The 16,796-nt window shown below is 70.0% G+C and carries 13 protein-coding genes; 7 read left to right on the forward strand and 6 right to left on the reverse strand.

All coding sequences use genetic code 11. The annotated features are described in order from the left end of the window. The first annotated feature begins 125 nt into the window (after positions 1 to 125). Genes AC2D10_RS08125 through AC2D10_RS08140 form a run of 4 tightly spaced genes read left to right on the forward strand, consistent with a single transcriptional unit; the run spans position 126 to position 4,168 of the window. The gene (locus AC2D10_RS08125; RefSeq protein WP_484711583.1) at positions 126 to 1,367 is read left to right on the forward strand and encodes an ABC transporter substrate-binding protein; all 1,242 of its coding nucleotides are present in this window, start codon (positions 126 to 128) and stop codon (positions 1,365 to 1,367) included. Beyond that, positions 1,364 to 2,239, forward strand: a complete 876-nt coding sequence (locus tag AC2D10_RS08130; RefSeq protein WP_484711584.1) for an ABC transporter permease — start codon at positions 1,364 to 1,366, stop codon at positions 2,237 to 2,239. The genes AC2D10_RS08125 and AC2D10_RS08130 overlap by 4 nt, the downstream gene beginning before the upstream one ends. A 4-nt stretch (positions 2,240 to 2,243) precedes the next feature. Next, the gene (locus tag AC2D10_RS08135; protein WP_484711585.1) at positions 2,244 to 3,110 is read left to right on the forward strand and encodes an ABC transporter permease; all 867 of its coding nucleotides are present in this window, start codon (positions 2,244 to 2,246) and stop codon (positions 3,108 to 3,110) included. Further along, a complete protein-coding gene (locus AC2D10_RS08140; protein WP_484711586.1) occupies positions 3,107 to 4,168 on the forward strand; it encodes an ABC transporter ATP-binding protein in 1,062 nt (353 codons plus the stop codon). Before AC2D10_RS08135 ends, AC2D10_RS08140 begins: the two co-directional genes overlap by 4 nt. Positions 4,169 to 4,224: 56 nt before the next feature. Here the strand turns inward: AC2D10_RS08140 and AC2D10_RS08145 are convergent, their stop codons facing one another. The 3 genes from AC2D10_RS08145 to AC2D10_RS08155 are packed head-to-tail and all read right to left on the reverse strand — an operon-like array spanning position 4,225 to position 7,267. Then, the gene (locus tag AC2D10_RS08145) at positions 4,225 to 5,085 is read right to left on the reverse strand and encodes a hypothetical protein (protein WP_484711587.1); all 861 of its coding nucleotides are present in this window, start codon (positions 5,083 to 5,085) and stop codon (positions 4,225 to 4,227) included. After that, positions 5,078 to 5,731, reverse strand: a complete 654-nt coding sequence (locus AC2D10_RS08150; RefSeq protein WP_484711588.1) for a helix-turn-helix domain-containing protein — start codon at positions 5,729 to 5,731, stop codon at positions 5,078 to 5,080. Before AC2D10_RS08150 ends, AC2D10_RS08145 begins: the two co-directional genes overlap by 8 nt. Positions 5,732 to 5,782: 51 nt before the next feature. Beyond that, complete coding sequence (locus AC2D10_RS08155) at positions 5,783 to 7,267, reverse strand: hypothetical protein (protein WP_484711589.1); 1,485 nt, start codon at positions 7,265 to 7,267, stop codon at positions 5,783 to 5,785. Between the two features lie 152 nt (positions 7,268 to 7,419). On the opposite strand from AC2D10_RS08155, the gene AC2D10_RS08160 reads away from it, so the two are divergent. The 3 genes from AC2D10_RS08160 to nhaA all read left to right on the forward strand — a co-directional run bounded on the left by AC2D10_RS08160 (position 7,420) and on the right by nhaA (position 9,832). Beyond that, on the forward strand, positions 7,420 to 8,205 hold the full coding sequence (locus tag AC2D10_RS08160) for a DNA/RNA non-specific endonuclease (RefSeq protein ID WP_484711590.1): 786 nt from the start codon (positions 7,420 to 7,422) through the stop codon (positions 8,203 to 8,205). A gap of 59 nt (positions 8,206 to 8,264) precedes the next feature. Beyond that, the gene (locus AC2D10_RS08165; protein WP_484711591.1) at positions 8,265 to 8,438 is read left to right on the forward strand and encodes a hypothetical protein; all 174 of its coding nucleotides are present in this window, start codon (positions 8,265 to 8,267) and stop codon (positions 8,436 to 8,438) included. 65 nt (positions 8,439 to 8,503) lie between these two features. Then, positions 8,504 to 9,832, forward strand: coding sequence for a Na+/H+ antiporter NhaA (gene nhaA, locus AC2D10_RS08170; RefSeq protein ID WP_484711592.1), 1,329 nt, complete (start codon positions 8,504 to 8,506; stop codon positions 9,830 to 9,832). Here the strand turns inward: nhaA and AC2D10_RS08175 are convergent. The 3 genes from AC2D10_RS08175 to AC2D10_RS08185 form a co-directional block, all read right to left on the reverse strand. Next, on the reverse strand, positions 9,766 to 10,623 hold the full coding sequence (locus AC2D10_RS08175) for a class C sortase (protein WP_484711593.1): 858 nt from the start codon (positions 10,621 to 10,623) through the stop codon (positions 9,766 to 9,768). The genes nhaA and AC2D10_RS08175 overlap by 67 nt on opposite strands. Before the next feature lie 108 nt (positions 10,624 to 10,731). Continuing rightward, positions 10,732 to 12,255, reverse strand: a complete 1,524-nt coding sequence (locus AC2D10_RS08180) for a SpaH/EbpB family LPXTG-anchored major pilin (protein WP_484711594.1) — start codon at positions 12,253 to 12,255, stop codon at positions 10,732 to 10,734. Positions 12,256 to 12,346: 91 nt separating this feature from the next. Continuing rightward, on the reverse strand, positions 12,347 to 16,702 hold the full coding sequence (locus AC2D10_RS08185; protein ID WP_484711595.1) for a DUF7933 domain-containing protein: 4,356 nt from the start codon (positions 16,700 to 16,702) through the stop codon (positions 12,347 to 12,349). Between the last annotated feature and the right edge of the window lie 94 nt (positions 16,703 to 16,796).

Here is a 16,796-nt window from a genome sequence, read left to right on the forward strand (position 1 = left end):
AGCCCGTCGCCTCGAGGGAGACCTGCGGACACGCGATTCGTCAGTGTTCACAGCATCCCTCCGACGTCCTATACCCTAGTCCGGCGCGACGCAGCCCGGTCGACGATTCCGAAACGAGGAACCACATGAGCAGCACCGGACGCCGATATCGACAGGGCGCCGCCTTGGCACTCGCCCTGCCCCTGCTCGGATTGGCCGCCTGCGCCGCTCCCGAGACGACCGCGGCCACGTCGTACGACGACTGGGACTCCGTGCTCGCCGATGCCGAGGGGCAGACCGTGCAGCTGTGGATGTACGGCGGCGACGACCAGGGCAACGCCTACGTCGACGACATCCTCGCCCCGGCGGTGGCGGAGTACGGAGTGACGCTGGAGCGCGTTCCCGTCACCGACACCGGCGATGCGCTGAACCGCGTCTTCACCGAGCTGCAGGCGGGCCGGTCCGACGGCACCGTCGATCTGATCTGGGTGAACGGCGACAACTTCCGCACCGGCAAAGAGGCCGACGCCTGGCTGTGCGGCTGGACGGACCTGCTGCCCTCGATGGCCGGCACCGACGCGGACGACCCGCTCCTGCAGTCCGACTTCGGCACACCCGTCGACGGCTGCGAGGCCCCCTGGCACAAGGCGCAGTTCACCCTCGCCTACAACGCCGAGGCCATACCCGATCCGCCCACGACGCTCGAGGGCGTGCTGCAGTGGGCTGAGGAGAACCCCGGACGCTTCACATACCCGGCACCGCCGGACTTCACCGGCTCGGTGTTCGTGCGCGAGGTGCTCGCCAGCGTCTCGGGCGGCGCCGACGAGGTGCCCGCGCAGTACTCCGACGACGCGTACGACGAGCTGAGCCCCGCGCTCTACGACCGCCTGAACCAGCTCGCGCCGAGCCTGTGGCGCGGCGGCGACACCTACCCTGCGAACGAGGCCGAACTCGGGCAGCTCTTCGCCGACCGCCAGATCGACATCACGATGACGTACGGCCCGGCGACGCTGACCGATCTGGTCGCCGACGGCACCTACCCGCCCGGAACCACGGTCCTCCCGCTCGAGGACGGGACCGTGGGCAACGCCAGCTTCCTGGGACTGCCCGCCAACTCCGACTCGATCGCCGGGGCCATGGTGGTGTCGAACGTCGCCCTGTCGGTGGAGCAGCAGGTCGCGAAGGCCCGCCCCGACGTCTGGGGTCAGTTCACCGTGCTCGACATCGAAGGACTCTCCGACGACGACCGCGCGCTGTTCGACGCCCTCCCCGACTCCCCGGTCGTGCCGGGCTACGAGGTGCTGTCCGAGAACGCGCACGGCGAGCTCGCGGCGGACTGGGTGCCGGCACTCGACGAGGGCTGGCGCACCAGCATCCTCGATCGATGAGCTTCGCGCCGGTCGCTCGCCGCGGTGGTAGCCGCGGCGAGCGCCTGCGCGCGACGCTGCTCGTGCTGCCGGCCGTCGTGATCGCTCTCGTGGTGGTCGGCGGCGGGGTCGGCGCGACACTGCTGCAGGCCCTCGGGCTCATGCCGATCGCGGGCCCGGTCACCCCGGGCGTCGACGCGTTCGCCGCGCACCCGGCAGACCTCGCCGCAGCGACGGGAGTCTCGCTCGCGGTCGCCGCGGTGTCGACGCTGATCGCGGTCGTGGTAGGCACCGCGACCGCGGTGGTGATCGTCTCGGCGCGCACGGGGAGCCGGCTGCTGGCCGCGCTCGGCGCGACGACCGTGACCGTTCCGCACCTCGTGGGAGCGGCGACCTTCGGTCTGCTGCTGTCGGATGCCGGCGTGCTGCCGCGGCTGCTCGGAATCCCGCCCGACGCGTGGGCGCCGTGGGTCGGGGGTCCACTGTGGGGTGCGGTGATCGCCGAGTTCGCGTGGAAGGAGTCGGCGTTCGTCGCGCTGGTCGTGACCGGCACCCTCGCCACGCGCATCGCGACCTACGACGAGACCGCGGCGCTGCTGGGCGCGGGGCGTTGGCATCGGTTCCGCCATGTGCTGCTGCCGCTCACCGCCCCGACGATCGTCATCTGCGCCGCGATCAGCTTCGTCTACGCCCTCGGCTCGTACGAGGTGACCTGGCTGCTCGGCCGCACCTACCCCGAGCCGCTGCCGGTACTCGCGGTGCGGCTGTTCCAGGGCGTCTCGCTCGCGTCGCGACCCGAGGCCGCCGCGGTGGCCGTGGTCACGTGCGCGATCGCGCTCGCGGCGGTGGCCGGCACGTTCGCGGCCCTGCGGCGCACAGCGGTGTGGCGGTGACGGCATGAGCTCAAGCGCACTGACGCGTCCGCGCGGCACCGGCCGCGTGCTGCGACTGCTGCTCACCGGCGGGCTGCTGGTGTGGTTCGCGCTGCCCTTCCTGCCGCTCGTGCTGTGGTCGTTCGCCGACACCTGGTCGTATCCCTCGCCCCTGCCGACCGCGTGGGGGCTGCAGGGCATCGACGACGCTCTCGGCTTCGGTCTGCTGCCCGCGGCGGGGCGCTCCCTGCTGCTCGGACTCGTCGTCGCGGCCATCGCCACACCGCTGGGAGCCCTCGCCGCGCGGGCGCTCACCTTCGGCGCCGTGCCGTTCCCGCGCACCGTCTCGGCGGTCATCCTCGCCCCCATCGCCCTCCCTCCGTTCGCCGCCGTGCTGGGCGTCAACGTGCTGCTGCTCCGCGCCTACGTGCCCTCGGCGGTCGGAGTCGTGCTGGTGCTCGTGGTGATGGCCCTGCCGTATACGACCTTCGTCATGCGCGCGGCATACGGCGCCTACGACCTCTCGTACGAGGAGGAGGCCCGGCTGCTCGGCGCCCGGCCCGCGCAGGTGCTGTGGCGCGTGCAGCTGCCGATAATCGCACCCGCCCTCGCACGCGCCGCCTTCCTGGCGTTCCTGGTCGCCTGGAGCGACTACATCGTCACGGTCATCGTGGGCGGTGGCGAACTCGTCACGCTCCCCCTGGTCGTCGCCGGTGCAGCCGCGGGTCTGGGCAACGACGCCGCCGTCGCCGTGATGTCGCTCGGCGCGGTCATCCCGCCCGTCCTCCTGCTGCTCTCGGTGCTGTCTCTGCGGGGGCCCCGCCACTCTCCCGCGCGCCGCCGCACCACCGCCTCGCCGTCCGCCCTCTCATCTTCAGGAGTCCCCGCGTGAGCGCCGACCTCGTCCTCGACGGACTCGACAAGACCTTCGCCGGATCCCCGACACCGGCCCTGCGCGGCTTCTCCCTCACGGTTCCCGCCGGCACCTGCACCGCCGTGCTCGGCCCGAGCGGATCCGGCAAGAGCACGCTGCTGCGGGTGATCGCCGGCCTCGAGGATCCGGATGCCGGTGCGGTGCGCATCGGCGGGCGCGATGTCGCCGGCGTGGCCGCCGAGCGTCGCGGCGTCGGCATGGTGTTCCAGCGCTCCCTGCTGTTCCCGCACCTGTCGGTGCTCGACAACATCGCCTTCGCCGACCGCGTCTCGGGGGTGGCCCGCGCGGCCGCCCGCTCCCGCGCGGGCGACTACCTCGACATGGTGCAGTTGCACGGCTTCGGCGACCGTCGCGTGGGCGAACTCTCGGGCGGCCAGGAGCAGCGCGTCGCGATCGCCCGCGCCCTGGCGGCCGAACCCGCCGTGCTTCTGCTCGACGAGCCGTTCAGCGCCCTCGATCCGGCGCTGCGCAGCGACATGCACGACCTGCTCGAATCGGTGCGCGCCAGCGTCTCGCCGACGATCGTTCTCGTGACCCACGACCGCGACGAGGCCTCGCGGGCGTCGGACCGCATCGCCCTGCTCGAGCACGGCGTGCTGCTGCACGAGGGCACCGTCAGCGAGGCCTACCGCCGACCGCAGACGCTGCGCGCCGCGCAGCTGATGGGCGGACGCAACGAGTTTCCCGGCGAGGTCCGCGACGGACGGCACCACAGCGCGCTGGGCGCACTGCCCGTGTCATCCGCAACGCCGACCGGCCCCGGCATCCTGCTGCTGCGTCATGAGGACGTGACCCTCGTCGACGAGGCGGCACCGGATGCGCGTGCGGATGCCTCGGCGCCGACGATCTGCGGTGCGATCGAGTCCGTACGGGTGGCGGGCGCGCGCTCGGAGGTCGTCGTGCGCTGCGGCGATGTGCGCGTGCACGCCGAGGCGTCGCCCACCCGCCCGCGTGCGGTCGGCGACCGGGTCGCGATCCTGCTGCCGCGCGACGCGGTGCACGTCGTCGCGGGCTGAGGCCGGGGAGTTCGGCGCGTACCGCCGCTCGCTCAACGGTCTCCCTGCCGCTGCTGTCAGTTCGGCGAAGCCCGTGACTTCGCGTCCACGCCACCCGGCTGACCCCAGCGCGCACTTCCCCATCCGGGCCGTACAGCCACGGCGTCCGTCTCCGGCGACTTGTTCCCGAGCTCACGGGCTCGCTGCGTTGCCCTGACGATACCGGCGAGCCGATCCAGCCCATCCTCTCCGTCGTCTACATGTCTCCTTGCGCCGGGTTTGGCGCGCGCACTTCCCAGCGCATTCGACACCAGGCGCAGTTCGCGCTTGTCCAGTGGCGGATGGCCGTCGACATCACTGGGCCGAAGCATGCTGGCTAGAAGAGTCAGGTCGCCCAGATGACGGTCACGATTCCGGTCCAGCTGGACTGTGTATGCCGCCGACTTCCCCACGATCGCTCCGAGCAGGGAGGGGCGCGGCACGGTCCCCTGACGCTCCCCGATCTGGACGCGCACGGCTTCCGAACGGTTGAGCACTTTCTGCGCCCCCGGCGTCTCGATAGTGCGCCCTCCGCCAGCGCCCCTACGGTTCGCACTTTTGGGACCGAGGTGCCGTGGAATCAGCACGTCCACAACGGCGTCCCCGTTCTTCCAGCGATGCTGCACACCCGAACTTCCCGTGACCGGATCGTAACCGCGGGCGCTGAGGGCGGACGTGAACTGCAAGAGGATTTCCGTGTTCGTGCGCACATCAAGGACGGCATCCGCATCGTCAGTGGGACGCGGCATGGTCGCGCCTCGCTCAGCGCACCAGATCAGCACCATCTGCCCGCCGACGATGGTCCAGTCGGACGGGATCTGCTCGTAGAGATCGAGCAGGGTGAGCCAGGCCTGCTCCTGCGGATCCGTCATCGCTGGCAGGACGATGACCTCAGTCACCGTGTGCCTCCCTCGCGAAGAGGATCTCCGCCTGCTGAATCTCACGCGCGTCGCCGTCAGCGAGATCAGCGACGACCGCGAGCCAGGGAACGGGCGCCGACACGGGACCGTCAACAGCTCTCAAGATCACGTTCTCCGGCCCTCGAGCGGGAAGCAACATGTGCATACGAACCACGTCGTGCATGTCGGAAGCGTGGACATACCCTTCCGCGAAGTTCACCGCGGAGATGCCCCCGCGTCGATCGCTCTTTCCGGAGGCGAGAAATCGAGGGTCTGTCAGCAAGCCGGCAGCGTCCGGCGCCGACCATCTCGAAGACTCGGCCCGACGAGCGAGCGCCGAACGCAACGCCGGCACGGCATCCTCTCGTTCGCGCAGCCTCCGCCACCGCAGCCTCAATCGGGAGAGCTCCGACGGCGACACCCACTCGGGGATTCGGCCATCCGCGAGTTCGATGAACGCCCATGCTATTCGCGGGCTGAAAGGCTGACCTGAACTTCGGGCTGATGACCGGAGGCTGGACGCATCGACCATCCACTGGCGTCCGAGGAACTCACCGCTCAGATCGCCGGAGCGCAGCATCGCCCTCACGCGGCGCGGTGATACCCCGAGGCGCGATGCTGCGTCCGCCACACTGACCAGGCTCATAAACAGTATTGTTCCGCTAGCGGAACAATACTGTCAAGTGTCTCCTTGTCGTCAGACGGTCGCCGTGCGCGACGAGCCGGTCTCGCGAACGGTAGTCAGTCCCGACGGTCGCGCGACGACCTGCGGCTCGGCACCGACGCGCACCGACGGAAGCGGCAGCAGCCGACGCAGCTCGACGTTCTCGATCGGGTCGAGCACCGAGTGCTGCACGCACGCGGGCACGAGTCGTCCGTCTTCGGGGTGCGCCATGGCGTACATGCAGGAGCCGAGTCGTTCCTGCGTCTCTTTGAGCAGCGGGTCGTCTGCGACGATGCCCTGCTCCATGAGCTTCCACGCGGGGTCGACCTGCTCGGCGTCCATGAAGTTGTGCACGACGAAGGTCTTGAACGACACCTTGCCGCGGCGGGCTTCGCGGATGACGCGACGCAGTCCTCCCGCACGACGGAGCACTCGGCGGGCGAGACCGATCAGCGGCGGGATGTCACCGGGATGACCGGCCACCGCGCGGATGACCTTCGTCACGAGGATGCCCTTCGGGATGCCGCCGAAGATCATGCCGCCGAAGTGATCGAGGAAGCGGTCGCGCGCGGCGATGTCCTTCGGCTCCTCGGGGTCGAGCAGCGCAGCGAAGCCGCCGCCCACCCGCACGCCCACCGTAGAGCGGTTGCAGCGCGGATCGCCGAACTGCGTGGCCTGCCAGGGGAGCTTGTGGCCCGCGCCCTTCTCGATGCGATCCCACACGGCGTCGATCGTGACCTCGCCGAAGTCCTCGCGCCAGCGCCGGTCATCGCCGATGAAGGCCGCGGGCTGGAACGACATCATGTCGAACGGCATGTCGAGCACGTCGCGCGTGAGCTGCTCGACCTCGTCGACGTTCGACGGGGTGACCGTCATGTTGTGCGCGAGATAGCTGCCCACGCCGTGGTCGCGCTTGAGGTCGACGAACATCTGAGCGAACTTCTCACGGAAGGGGTTCAGCTCGGCCTCGCTGCGCGGACGCACGGCTCCGCGACGGCCGCGCATGAGCGAATCGAAATGCGCCGCGAACGACACCTTGTCGAACCGCGGGGCGCCGTTGTCATCGAGCACCATGTCGAGCAGGTAGTCGTAGTCGAAGTCACCATGCGTCATCGACATGGGCTCGCGGCCCGCCGCGCGCATCGCCAGCAGTGACTGCGCGTGGTCCTCGGCCGACAACAGGCTGACCTCGCCGCCGATCAGCTGGGCGTGCGCGCGGGGTCCGCGAATCTGCTTCAGGAACGACATCTGACGGGCGACGTTGTCGACCGTGTGGTCGCCGTCGATGCGCACCTTGTTCGCGTCGGCCGAGTGGTAGCAGGGCGAGCAGGTCAGGTTGCACTTGGGGAAGACGCCGTGCGTTCCCTCGCAGCCCACGGCGCAGCGGCCGAGCAACTGGTTGGGCGTCTTCGCGTGTTCGGGAAGCTCCGCCCATCGCCGGTCGAGAGCCCTCCGCGTGTCTGGATGGATCGGCCGGGTCTCGAGTTCGAGCCTCTGAAGCGTCGTTGCCAGTCGCATGGCTTCCCTTCCACTCGTGAGCGCTCGCGCCGTCGATGGCACGAGGTCCGAGAGTTGTTCGGTGCGGCCGGGCTCACGGATTGGACTGATTCTCTCCCATCGTTCACCTCCCGTCACCTGCCAATGTCGGCGGGCTCCGGCACGATGGGGTCATGACAGTCGGCTACGACCCCGCGTTCCTCACTTCTCCTGTGCCGCTCCCCCGCCCTGTGGGGCTCGTGCGCGAACTGGAGTACCCCCGTTTCACGGTGCTGATCGACCCCGAACGCCGCCTGGCCGCGGTCACCGCCGTGAACATCGACGGTGCGAGCCTGCGCGATCTGCCGCGCGACGGCGACTGGCGACTGGACTCGCGGATCGACGCGCAGGAGCAGACCGGAGCGGACGTCTATGCGCGCAACGACCTCGACCGCGGGCACCTGGTGCGACGGCGGGACCCGGGGTGGGGCGACGTCGATGAGGCGCGCGACGCGATGGAGGCGACCTTCTTCTATCCGAACGCGGCACCTCAGGCGGCCGGCTTCAATCAGTCGAAGGAGCTGTGGCTCGGACTCGAGGACCACGTGCTCGCCTACGCCGAGACGACCGATCAGCGGGTGTCGGTCTTCACCGCTCCCGTGCTGGGGCCGGATGACCCGGCGTACCGCGGGATCCGCATCCCGCTGCGATTCTGGAAGGTCGCCGCCTGGCAGTCAGTCGACGGCCTGCGCACTGCGGGCTTCCTCCTCGATCAGAGCGAGCTCGTCGACACCGCGCAGGGTCTCCTCGCGCGACCGCCGCTCGGGGCCTTCCGCACCTTCCAGGTGCCGATCGGCGAGATCGCGGGCGTGTCCGGCGTCGATCTCGGGACGCTGGCAGCGGCGGATGTGCTCGGCGCACCGGACGTGCGCGCGCAGGGCTGGCGGTTGCTGGAGACGACGGGCGACGTCACGCTTTGAGGCGCACATCAGCCTTGCTGCCTCGGCCCGCGATCAGGCCACCCCGATAGGCTCGACTCGTGCCTCTTCTCTCGACCGCCGGCTCGACGCGTGCTCCGCATCAGCTGCGTTCGGCGACCCCGATGAAGGAGTGGATGCGCGTCGTGCTGCACCCCGGCACCAACGGCTGGACCAGCGTCTGGGGCACCCTCTCGCACGGCGAGATCGCCGGCTGCCCGCCGCCACGAAGATAGACCACGCCTCGACCGGGGCGATGGTCTTCTGCGCCATTCACCCCTTCTCCGCGTGAGGTCTCTTCGTGTCCGAATCCCGTCCGTCCCCCCGTTTCCGTCTCGCCCCGCATGAGCTGTGGCGCGGCATCCGATCCAACGCCCACAGCGACGTGCTCGGCGGAGCCCTGCTGCTCGCCGCAACCGTCGCGGCCCTGATCCTGGCCAACAGTCCGGCCGCGCCCTGGTACGAGGCCGTGCGGGACTTCCGCTTCGGCATCCCCGAACTCCACCTCGAGCTCAGCGTCGGCGCCTGGGCCGCCGACGGTCTGCTCGCGATCTTCTTCTTCGTCGTGGGTCTCGAGCTGAAAGAGGAGTTCGTCACCGGCCGGCTGCGGGACCCCCGACGTGCGGCTCTCCCCGTCGCGGCGGCGATCGGCGGTGTCGCCGTGCCGGCCGTGATCTTCGCACTGATCAACGCGAACAGCGGAGCCGACGCCCTGCGCGGCTGGGCCATCCCCACCGCGACCGACATCGCCTTCGCGGTGGCGGTGATCGCCGTGGTCGGAAAGTTCCTCCCGCCCGCGCTGCGTGTCTTCCTGCTGACGCTGGCGATCATCGACGACCTCATCGCGATCACCATTATCGCGACGTTCTACACCGACAGCATCAGCTTCCCGTGGCTGACGCTCGCGCTGCTCCCGCTGGCCGGGTTCGCCCTCCTGGTGCAGAAGGGCGTCCGATCCTGGTGGATCCTGCTCCCCCTCGCGATCACCGTGTGGGTCTGCATCCACGCCGCCGGCATCCACGCCACCGTCGCCGGCGTGCTGCTCGGCTTCGTCGTGCCCGTGGTGCCGACGGAGCGCGCCCGCGTGCGGTCCGGGCTCGGCGAGAACGGTGAGCCGCTCTTCAACGGCATGGCCCCGCACCTCGCCGATCGCTGGGGCGTTGTCGCCACGCTGTTCGCCGTGCCGGTCTTCGCCTTCTTCGCGGCGGGCGTCACGATCGGCGGCGTCGACGGTCTGACCTCGGCCCTCGCCGACCCGATCACGATCGGCATCATCGTCGGGCTGGTCGCCGGCAAGCCGATCGGCATCCTCGCGACGACGTTCCTGCTGAGCCGCATCCGGGCCCTGCGCCTGGATCCGACCCTGCGCTGGCCCGATCTCGCCGGCATGGCGTTCCTCGCCGGAATCGGCTTCACCGTCTCACTGCTCGTCGGCGAGCTCGCCTACGGGACGAGTTCGGTGGCCGACGAGCACGTGAAGATCGGCGTGCTCCTCGGGTCTCTCCTCGCTGCGGTGATCGGCGGAATCCTGTTGGCACGCAGCAACGCGCGGGCACGCGCTGCTCAGCGGTCGGTGGTCGCCGAGGAAACGGTCCGCTCGCGCGGCGGGCGCCCCGACCACCAGACGTAGGTGATGGCAAGGGCGAGCACTCCGATGACGATCAGCGCCCACCAGGGGAAGCTGGGGATCTCGGGGCGCTGCCCCGCACCGTCGAGGTCGGCCTGCGGGGTGGGGAGCACGCGCTCGCCGGTGACCAGGATGCGGTGGCTGTTCACGCCGAGCGGCGTGCACGTCACGAGGGTGAGCAGGTCTTCGCCCTCGATCGGGAGGAGGCTCTGGGTGTCGGTCGGGTCGACGATACGGGTGTCGGTGACCCGGTATGTGAGCACCTCGCCGAACACCTCGATCGTGAAGGTGTCGTCGACCTGCACGCGATCGAGGTGGGTGAACAGCTCAGAGGTGGCGAGGCCGCGGTGCGCGGTGAGCACCGAACGCGTGGAAGGGCCGCCCACGGGAACGGCGGTGCCTTCGAGATGGCCGACACCGTGTTCGAGCACCTCGCCGCTGGTGCCGTGCGAGACGGGCAGGTCGACGTTGATCGAGGGGATCTTGATGCGACCCATCAGCCCCGCCCGGTCGGCCTTGAGGATGCTCTCGTAGTCGCCGGCCTGCTCCGGTCGATCGGCGAGGGGAAGCCGCTCGTTCGCGGCGATGTTCGCGCCGCCGCCGATGAGGTTCGCGTTGTAGTCGCGGGCGCGTTCGAGTTGCTGCTGCAGGGTCTCGGCACCCAGATCGGCGACATCCTCGGTCAGGTCGACGATGCGCTGCGACTGCTCGTACTGGCTGAACCACGACACGATCGTCGGGAAGAGCAGGAGCCCCACTCCCAGCACCGCGACCACCGCGATGACGAGTGACATCACCGGCATCCGCCACCGCCGCGTCGGAGCGGGGGCCGCTTCGTCGTGCGGGGACGACGAAGGCGGGGGTCCCGGAGGACGCCCCGCCTTCGTTCTCATCACGCCAGGTTACGCGGAGACGGGTGCGGAAGCCGCACGACGACGCGACACGGCGATCGCGGCACCGATGGCGATCGCCAGGAGGGCGCCACCACCGAGGCCGAACCACAGACCACCGTCACCACCGGTGAAGGGCAGCAGGAAGTTCGCTGCCGACACCTGAGTGTGGTTGAACTCGACGTAGTTCTGCACCGGCGGAACGGTCGAGGTCGGGCCGGCCACGACCACGGCCTGCACCGGGTTGCTCTGCGGCAGGTTGAAGCCGCTGGGCGGGGTGATCTCACGCACGTAGTAGTTGCCGGGCGTGATGATCGGGATCGCGACGAAGCCGGTGTCGTCGGTCGTCCAGTTGGTGCTGCCGTTGATCGAGATGGGGTTCTGCTGGTTGTTCGCGTCGTTCTGGTTCAGGTAGACCTGGTAGACCGCGTTGGCCAGCGGAGTGCGCGGGCCGCCGTTGTTGCTCTCGAACGCGAACACCGTCAGCTGGCCGATCGGGGTCGAGCCGGTCACGGTCTCGGTGGCACCGTTGATGTTGGCCGTGGCGGTGTTGGAGATCAGACCGTTCGGCGGGATCGCCACCGCGCGCGTCAGAACGTTGAACGACACGAGGCCGCCCTGGAGGTTCGTCAGGCGGGCGAGACCGGCCGTCGAGAAGCTGAGCGTCGACGTCGCCTGCGTCGTCGGCGTGCCGGCGACATCGGTGATCGTGTAGTCGACCCCGAGCACGAAGTTCTGCGTGACGCCCGCGGGGTTGGTCACGGTCACCGTCGACGGCGAGACGCCGGAGGGCAGCGTGGTCGGGAACACCAGCGCGTCAGGCACGGCGTCCGTCAGCGTGAAGTTGGTGATCGTGTCACCCGCGGCCAGGGTCGGGATGCTCGAGGCGATCGCCCACCGGATGAGGTCGGGGTTGCGAGCCTCGACCGAGTTGGTCGGCGCCGGGATGCGCGTCTTCGTCGTCTCGGTGACCGCGTTCTTCGGGTACACGTGCACGTCGTAGACCCACTGGTTCGCCGGAGCGCCGGCGGGGCCGGTCGGCAGCGGCAGCGAGACGAGGAACGGCGCGGTCGGGTTGGTCGCGTCGAGCGGCAGCACGGTCTCCTGCACGTAGAACAGGCCCAGCGGCATGTCCGCCGGGAAAGTCGCCGTGCCGTCAGCCGCCGACGGCGTCGACGTGAACGGCGTGCCGGTCAGGCGGGTCGATGCCGACTGCGGGCTCAGGCTGTTGGCGATCGCCCACCCCTCGGGCGTGGTCAGGTCGACACCGGCGACGAGCGTCGCGGTGAAGACGGCGCCCGGAAGGGGCGTGCCGAGGCCGGTGGTGGAGGGCAGCTCCTGGCCTGTGCCGGCGACCTGGCCGTTGTTCGGGCCGAGGGCGAACTTGTGCACCGTGAGGCTGCGGGGCTGGTCGGTGTCGATGTTGCCGGGCAGGGTGACGGCCTGCGCCGGCGCGACGGTCACGAGCGCGGCGCCGGCGGCCAAGGCGAGGGCGCCGATCGCAGCGGTGATCCGCCGAGTGAAGGACCTGGACATTGTTTCTCCTGTCGATGATGAAAGGTGGTGAAGCCTGGGGAAAATCGAAAATCGGTAGGGATGGAAGAGAGGAAGCAGAGGGGTCAACGTGTCACATCACGCTCCTTCGCGAGCGACGACGCCTGTGCCAGAGGGCGAGGACGAGTGCGAGGACCAGGACCGCCGATCCGCCGATGAGGAAGGCGTCGGTGCTCGGGCCACCGGTCATGGGCAGCATGGTGGGCTGGACGGGGGCGTTGACGAACCGGTAGATCGCCGTCTGCCCGGCTGCGGGGGCCGTGATCGTCTGCGAGGGCACGGTCGTCCAGGTGCCGTTCGGCTGACGCACTTCGAGGCGCAGCTGCTGGTACGCGAGGCGGGTGCCGCTGCGGGCGAGCGCCTCGCTGAGCGTGTACGAGTGGCCGGGGCGGACGTTGAAGGTGCTGGCGGGGTTGCCGGAGCTGACGAAGTCGGCGCCGGGAACGGTGGTCGCGCTGAGTCCGGTGAGCGCGGCGGGCGTCGCGGTCACGTTCCAGGTCGACGGCTGGAAGCCCGTCATCGGGTTCTGCACGTTCTTCAGCAGGGTGAGGGATGCCGTGGCGTTCGTCACCGTGCAGGTGACCGCCGCTCCGCGGGTCAGACTCACATCACCGGCGGCCGTGACGGGCACCGCAGCTCCGGTCGATGTCACGCACGCCCAGTCCCCCACCTGCACGTAGGTGGGGGGCCCGCCGGACTCGGCCAAGCGGTACGGGGTGCCGGCCGACACGGTCACCGCGTTCACGGTGCCGCTGCCACCCGCACCGCTGGGACCGGGGAGCGCGGCGGGCAGGCTGCGCGTCGCGGCGAGCTGCCACGACGAGGGTGCGGCGCTGCCGAACGAGACGTTCTTGACGAGGCTCAGCGTGGCCACCGGCCGGTTCGTGTACACGCAGTCCACGACGTTGCCGGGTCCGACGTCGACGTTCAGCGTGCCGCGCACCTGATCACCGACGGTGGTGACCGTGGTCGCCCCGGCGGTGCCGTTCACCGTGCAGACGAGGCTCTGGTAGCGGAAGCCGGTCTGCGCTGTCTCGGCGACCGCGATGCGACCGCGATGGGCCGCCGCCCCGAAGAGCACCTGCCAGGTCGCCGAGCCGTCGGCGCCGGTCTGCTGCGCGGGGTTGCGTGAGGGCAGGACGCTGACAGTGCTGCCGGTGTTGGCCGTCGCGGTGGTGGTCATCGTCCAGCCGGGTGTGGGTGTGCGGTTGGCGCCGGTCCAGTCCTCGACGATCTTCGTCACTCGCACCGTCGCGAACGGCGCGGGCGAATTGGAGAACGTGCAGGCGACGCCGACGCTCAGTCGGTTCGGGATCGTGATCGCCGCCGATGTCGCTGTCCCCGTGAAGATGCGCACGCCGTCAGCCCAGCATTCATAGACCGCGGTGTACGCCGTCAGGGGCGACACCGACCCGGTCGCCATCGTCTCGGAAAGGGTGACCGACGTGTTGATCTGCACCGGCGTCGGGCCGATCCGCGCGCTCTGCACCCCTGTCGCCGTGCCTGTCGTCGTCGCGACCGCCGACTCGACGAGCGGTGACCCGGCCGACACGGCCAGCCGGAACTGGTCGAGCGGGTTCAGGCGCCCGACGACGTTCTTCTCGAGCGAGAGGGTCGACGGCGACGCGCACCCGGCGAGGTCGGTCGCGGTGTTCGGAGCGACGGTGCCGATGGTGGAACGCGCACTGTTCGGCACGCGGACCCACGTCGTCGGATCGAACTGATACGCCGAGGTGCCGTTGCCGAGGTAGACCGTTCCGGTCGGCGAAAACGCCATGCCGTTCACCGCGGTCAGTGCGTTGCCGGCGTCCGTGCCGGTCAGCGCACGGCGGACCGAGGCGCTGGCGGGGATCACACCGCCGGCAGCGGCCAGGAGGGACTCGCGGGTCACGGTGAACATGCCGACGTTGCTGGAGTCTGCCGCGGTCTGCACGATGTGCAGGTTGCCCTGCGCGTCGAACGAGATGTCCCCGTTCTCGACCGCCGCCGTACCGGTCGACACCTGCCCGAGGTAGAGGAAGCGCGTGCCGTTGTTGAGGGCGTTGGGGGTGTACTCCCACAGGCGCACGGAGCCCGCGGCCGACTTGGCCACCACGAAGCGGTTGTTGAGCGGGTCGACCGCGCCGCCGACGATGGTGCCGTCGAGGGCGAGACCGTTGCGATCGAGGAACGACCCCTGCGTGCCCGTGAAAGCGGTGCGGGTGCCCTGAAGCGAGCCGTTGACGATCGCGTAGTTGACCACGCCACTGGCGTTTCCGGCGGCGGTTCCCGTGCGGTCGAGCGAGATGGCGCCCGTGCCGTTGCCGTTCACGCCGAGAGCGTTGATGTCGGTCGCGCCGGTCACAGCGCCGACGAGCTGCGTCGGTGCCGCCGTGGTCGTGGCGTGCACCTGCGCGATGGAGCCGTTGGTGCGCACGGCGTAGTAGTAGGAGCCGTCGCAGTACAGCGTCGCCACCTGCGGGGTGTTGGTGAAGGTGCACACGATCTCGGCGCCCGGCTCGTTCGGGATGGTGATGGGGCCCGAGACCGAGGTGCCGGTGGCGATCGTCGTCGTGCCGCGCAAGCACTGATAGCTGGTCGTGTAGGTGTTGAGCGTCGCCGTGGAGATGATCGACTCGGAGATCGTGTAGACGCTGCCGCGGGTCACCGTGGTGGGCCCGACCTGCGCGGCCTGGAGCCCGGTGTTCGTGCCGGTGGTGGTCGCACTGGCGACCTCGGTGGCGCCGAGGGTGAGGGCGAGGCGGAACTGGTCGGCGACCGCGGCGCGCGAGGTCACGATCGTCTGGATCGTGATGCGCGCCGGTGCCTCGACGACCAGCGTCGCGCTCTCGGGGGCGTTGAGCACGGTGGCGACGTTGCTCGGGCCGTTCACGTACGTGCCCGCGGTATTGGAGACCACGTCGACGTTGATCGTGCAACTGGTCGCGTTCGTGGCGAGGTCGCCGCCGGTCACGGCGATCGAACTCGCACCGGCCGCGGCCTGCACGGCGAACGCGGCGCCGGTGACGTTCGTGCACGTGCCGCCGATCGCGGGCGTCGGGGCGACGACCATGCCCGCGGGAAGAGTGTCGATGAAGCCCCAGTCGTTCTTCGCGGCGAGCTCCGAGGTGTTGGTGACGGTGAAGGTCAGCGTCACCGGGGTCCCGGCCACGGTCTGGTCGGTCTCGAAAGCCTTGTCGAGGCTCGGGGTCGCATCGACGATGCGCAGGTTATCGAAGGCGAAGTCGTTGCCGGCCGAGGCGGAGAGCTGGTTGCTGACGCGGATGCGCGCCTGCGCCGCCTGCGCCGGAGTCAGGCGCACGGACGTGTCTGTGAAGAAGCGCCCCGCGCGCACGGCGGTCTCGGTGCCGAATCCGCTGGTCAGCGGCGGGGAGGTGTAGCGGCCGCCGGTGATGTTGCAGGCGATGATCGGCGCCGTGGTGAGGCCGCTCACGGCGGCGCCGGAGATCAGCGCGACGTCGAGGCGCGAGTTGTTGTTGACCCCGCCGGGGCGGGCCGAGCAGGAGTCCTCGGCGACGTCGATGGATGCCGCGTAGTAGCGGTCGGCCGATGCGGTCAGCCCGACGGCGGCGGCGGATTCGATGACCGTCTGGTTCGCCGTGGCGGTGCCACCGGTCATCGTCAGCTCGGTGACGGCACGGTTCGACTGCGATCCCGTGGAGGATCCGTTGGTGGGTGCGGTGTTGCTGGTGCTGCCGACCACGCCGAGGCGGGATTGGCCCAGAACGTCGGCGAGACGGCGGGCCTGATTGCGCGAGACGACGTCGGTCGCGGTGCCGCAGAACCCGGTCGCGGGGAAGGTCACCGCGTAGTTCGCGATCACGCCGTTGCAGTTGGCGTAGTTCAGCCAGAACGCCGCGGCGGTATATCGGTTCGATGCGTAAGTGCCGAGCTGTGCGGGAGTAGCGCTGGTCTCGAAGTCCTCGAGCCACAGCTGGGCGGGTGCTTCGGGAACCCCTGCGGCCAGGAGCGACACGTCAGCCGCGGCCATGAGCGAGCGTGCCGCTTCTCGTGCGGGCTGCTCGGGAGCCGGGACGGAGTCGGGCTCGGGGACGGAGTCGGGCTCGGTCGAGGGCTCGGGCGCCGGTGGCCCTCGGTCGGTCGGCTCATCGGTCTGGACCGGAGTCGGCTCCTCGGCGTTCGGCGACGTCTCTGCCGGTGGAGCGGTGTCGGCCGGGGGCGGCGTCTCGACGGGCGGAGGGGTCTCGTTCGGCGGATCGCTGTCGACCGGTGGGGCGGTCGACGGTTCGACCGTCGGTGTGTCGGAGGGCGTCGGCGTCGACGCCGACGCACCCGGAGCGGCGACGAGTCCGAGCGCCAGCGCCAGGACCGCGGCCTTCGCCACCCAGGAGAAACCGACTCGACGCAGCACTGCTGCGGTCGGTGAGGTTTCGCGTGCGCGCGCGCGAACGGAGCGGTAGTGAGGCATGTGCCATCCCGGTGGGGGGCGGCATCGTTCGATACCGCCGGCGAGTCGGAGCAGCACCTGCGGTTTACCGGAAGTGCGCGTAATCATGGGTCGC

The organism is Microbacterium sp. PI-SA-G (assembly GCF_057215335.1).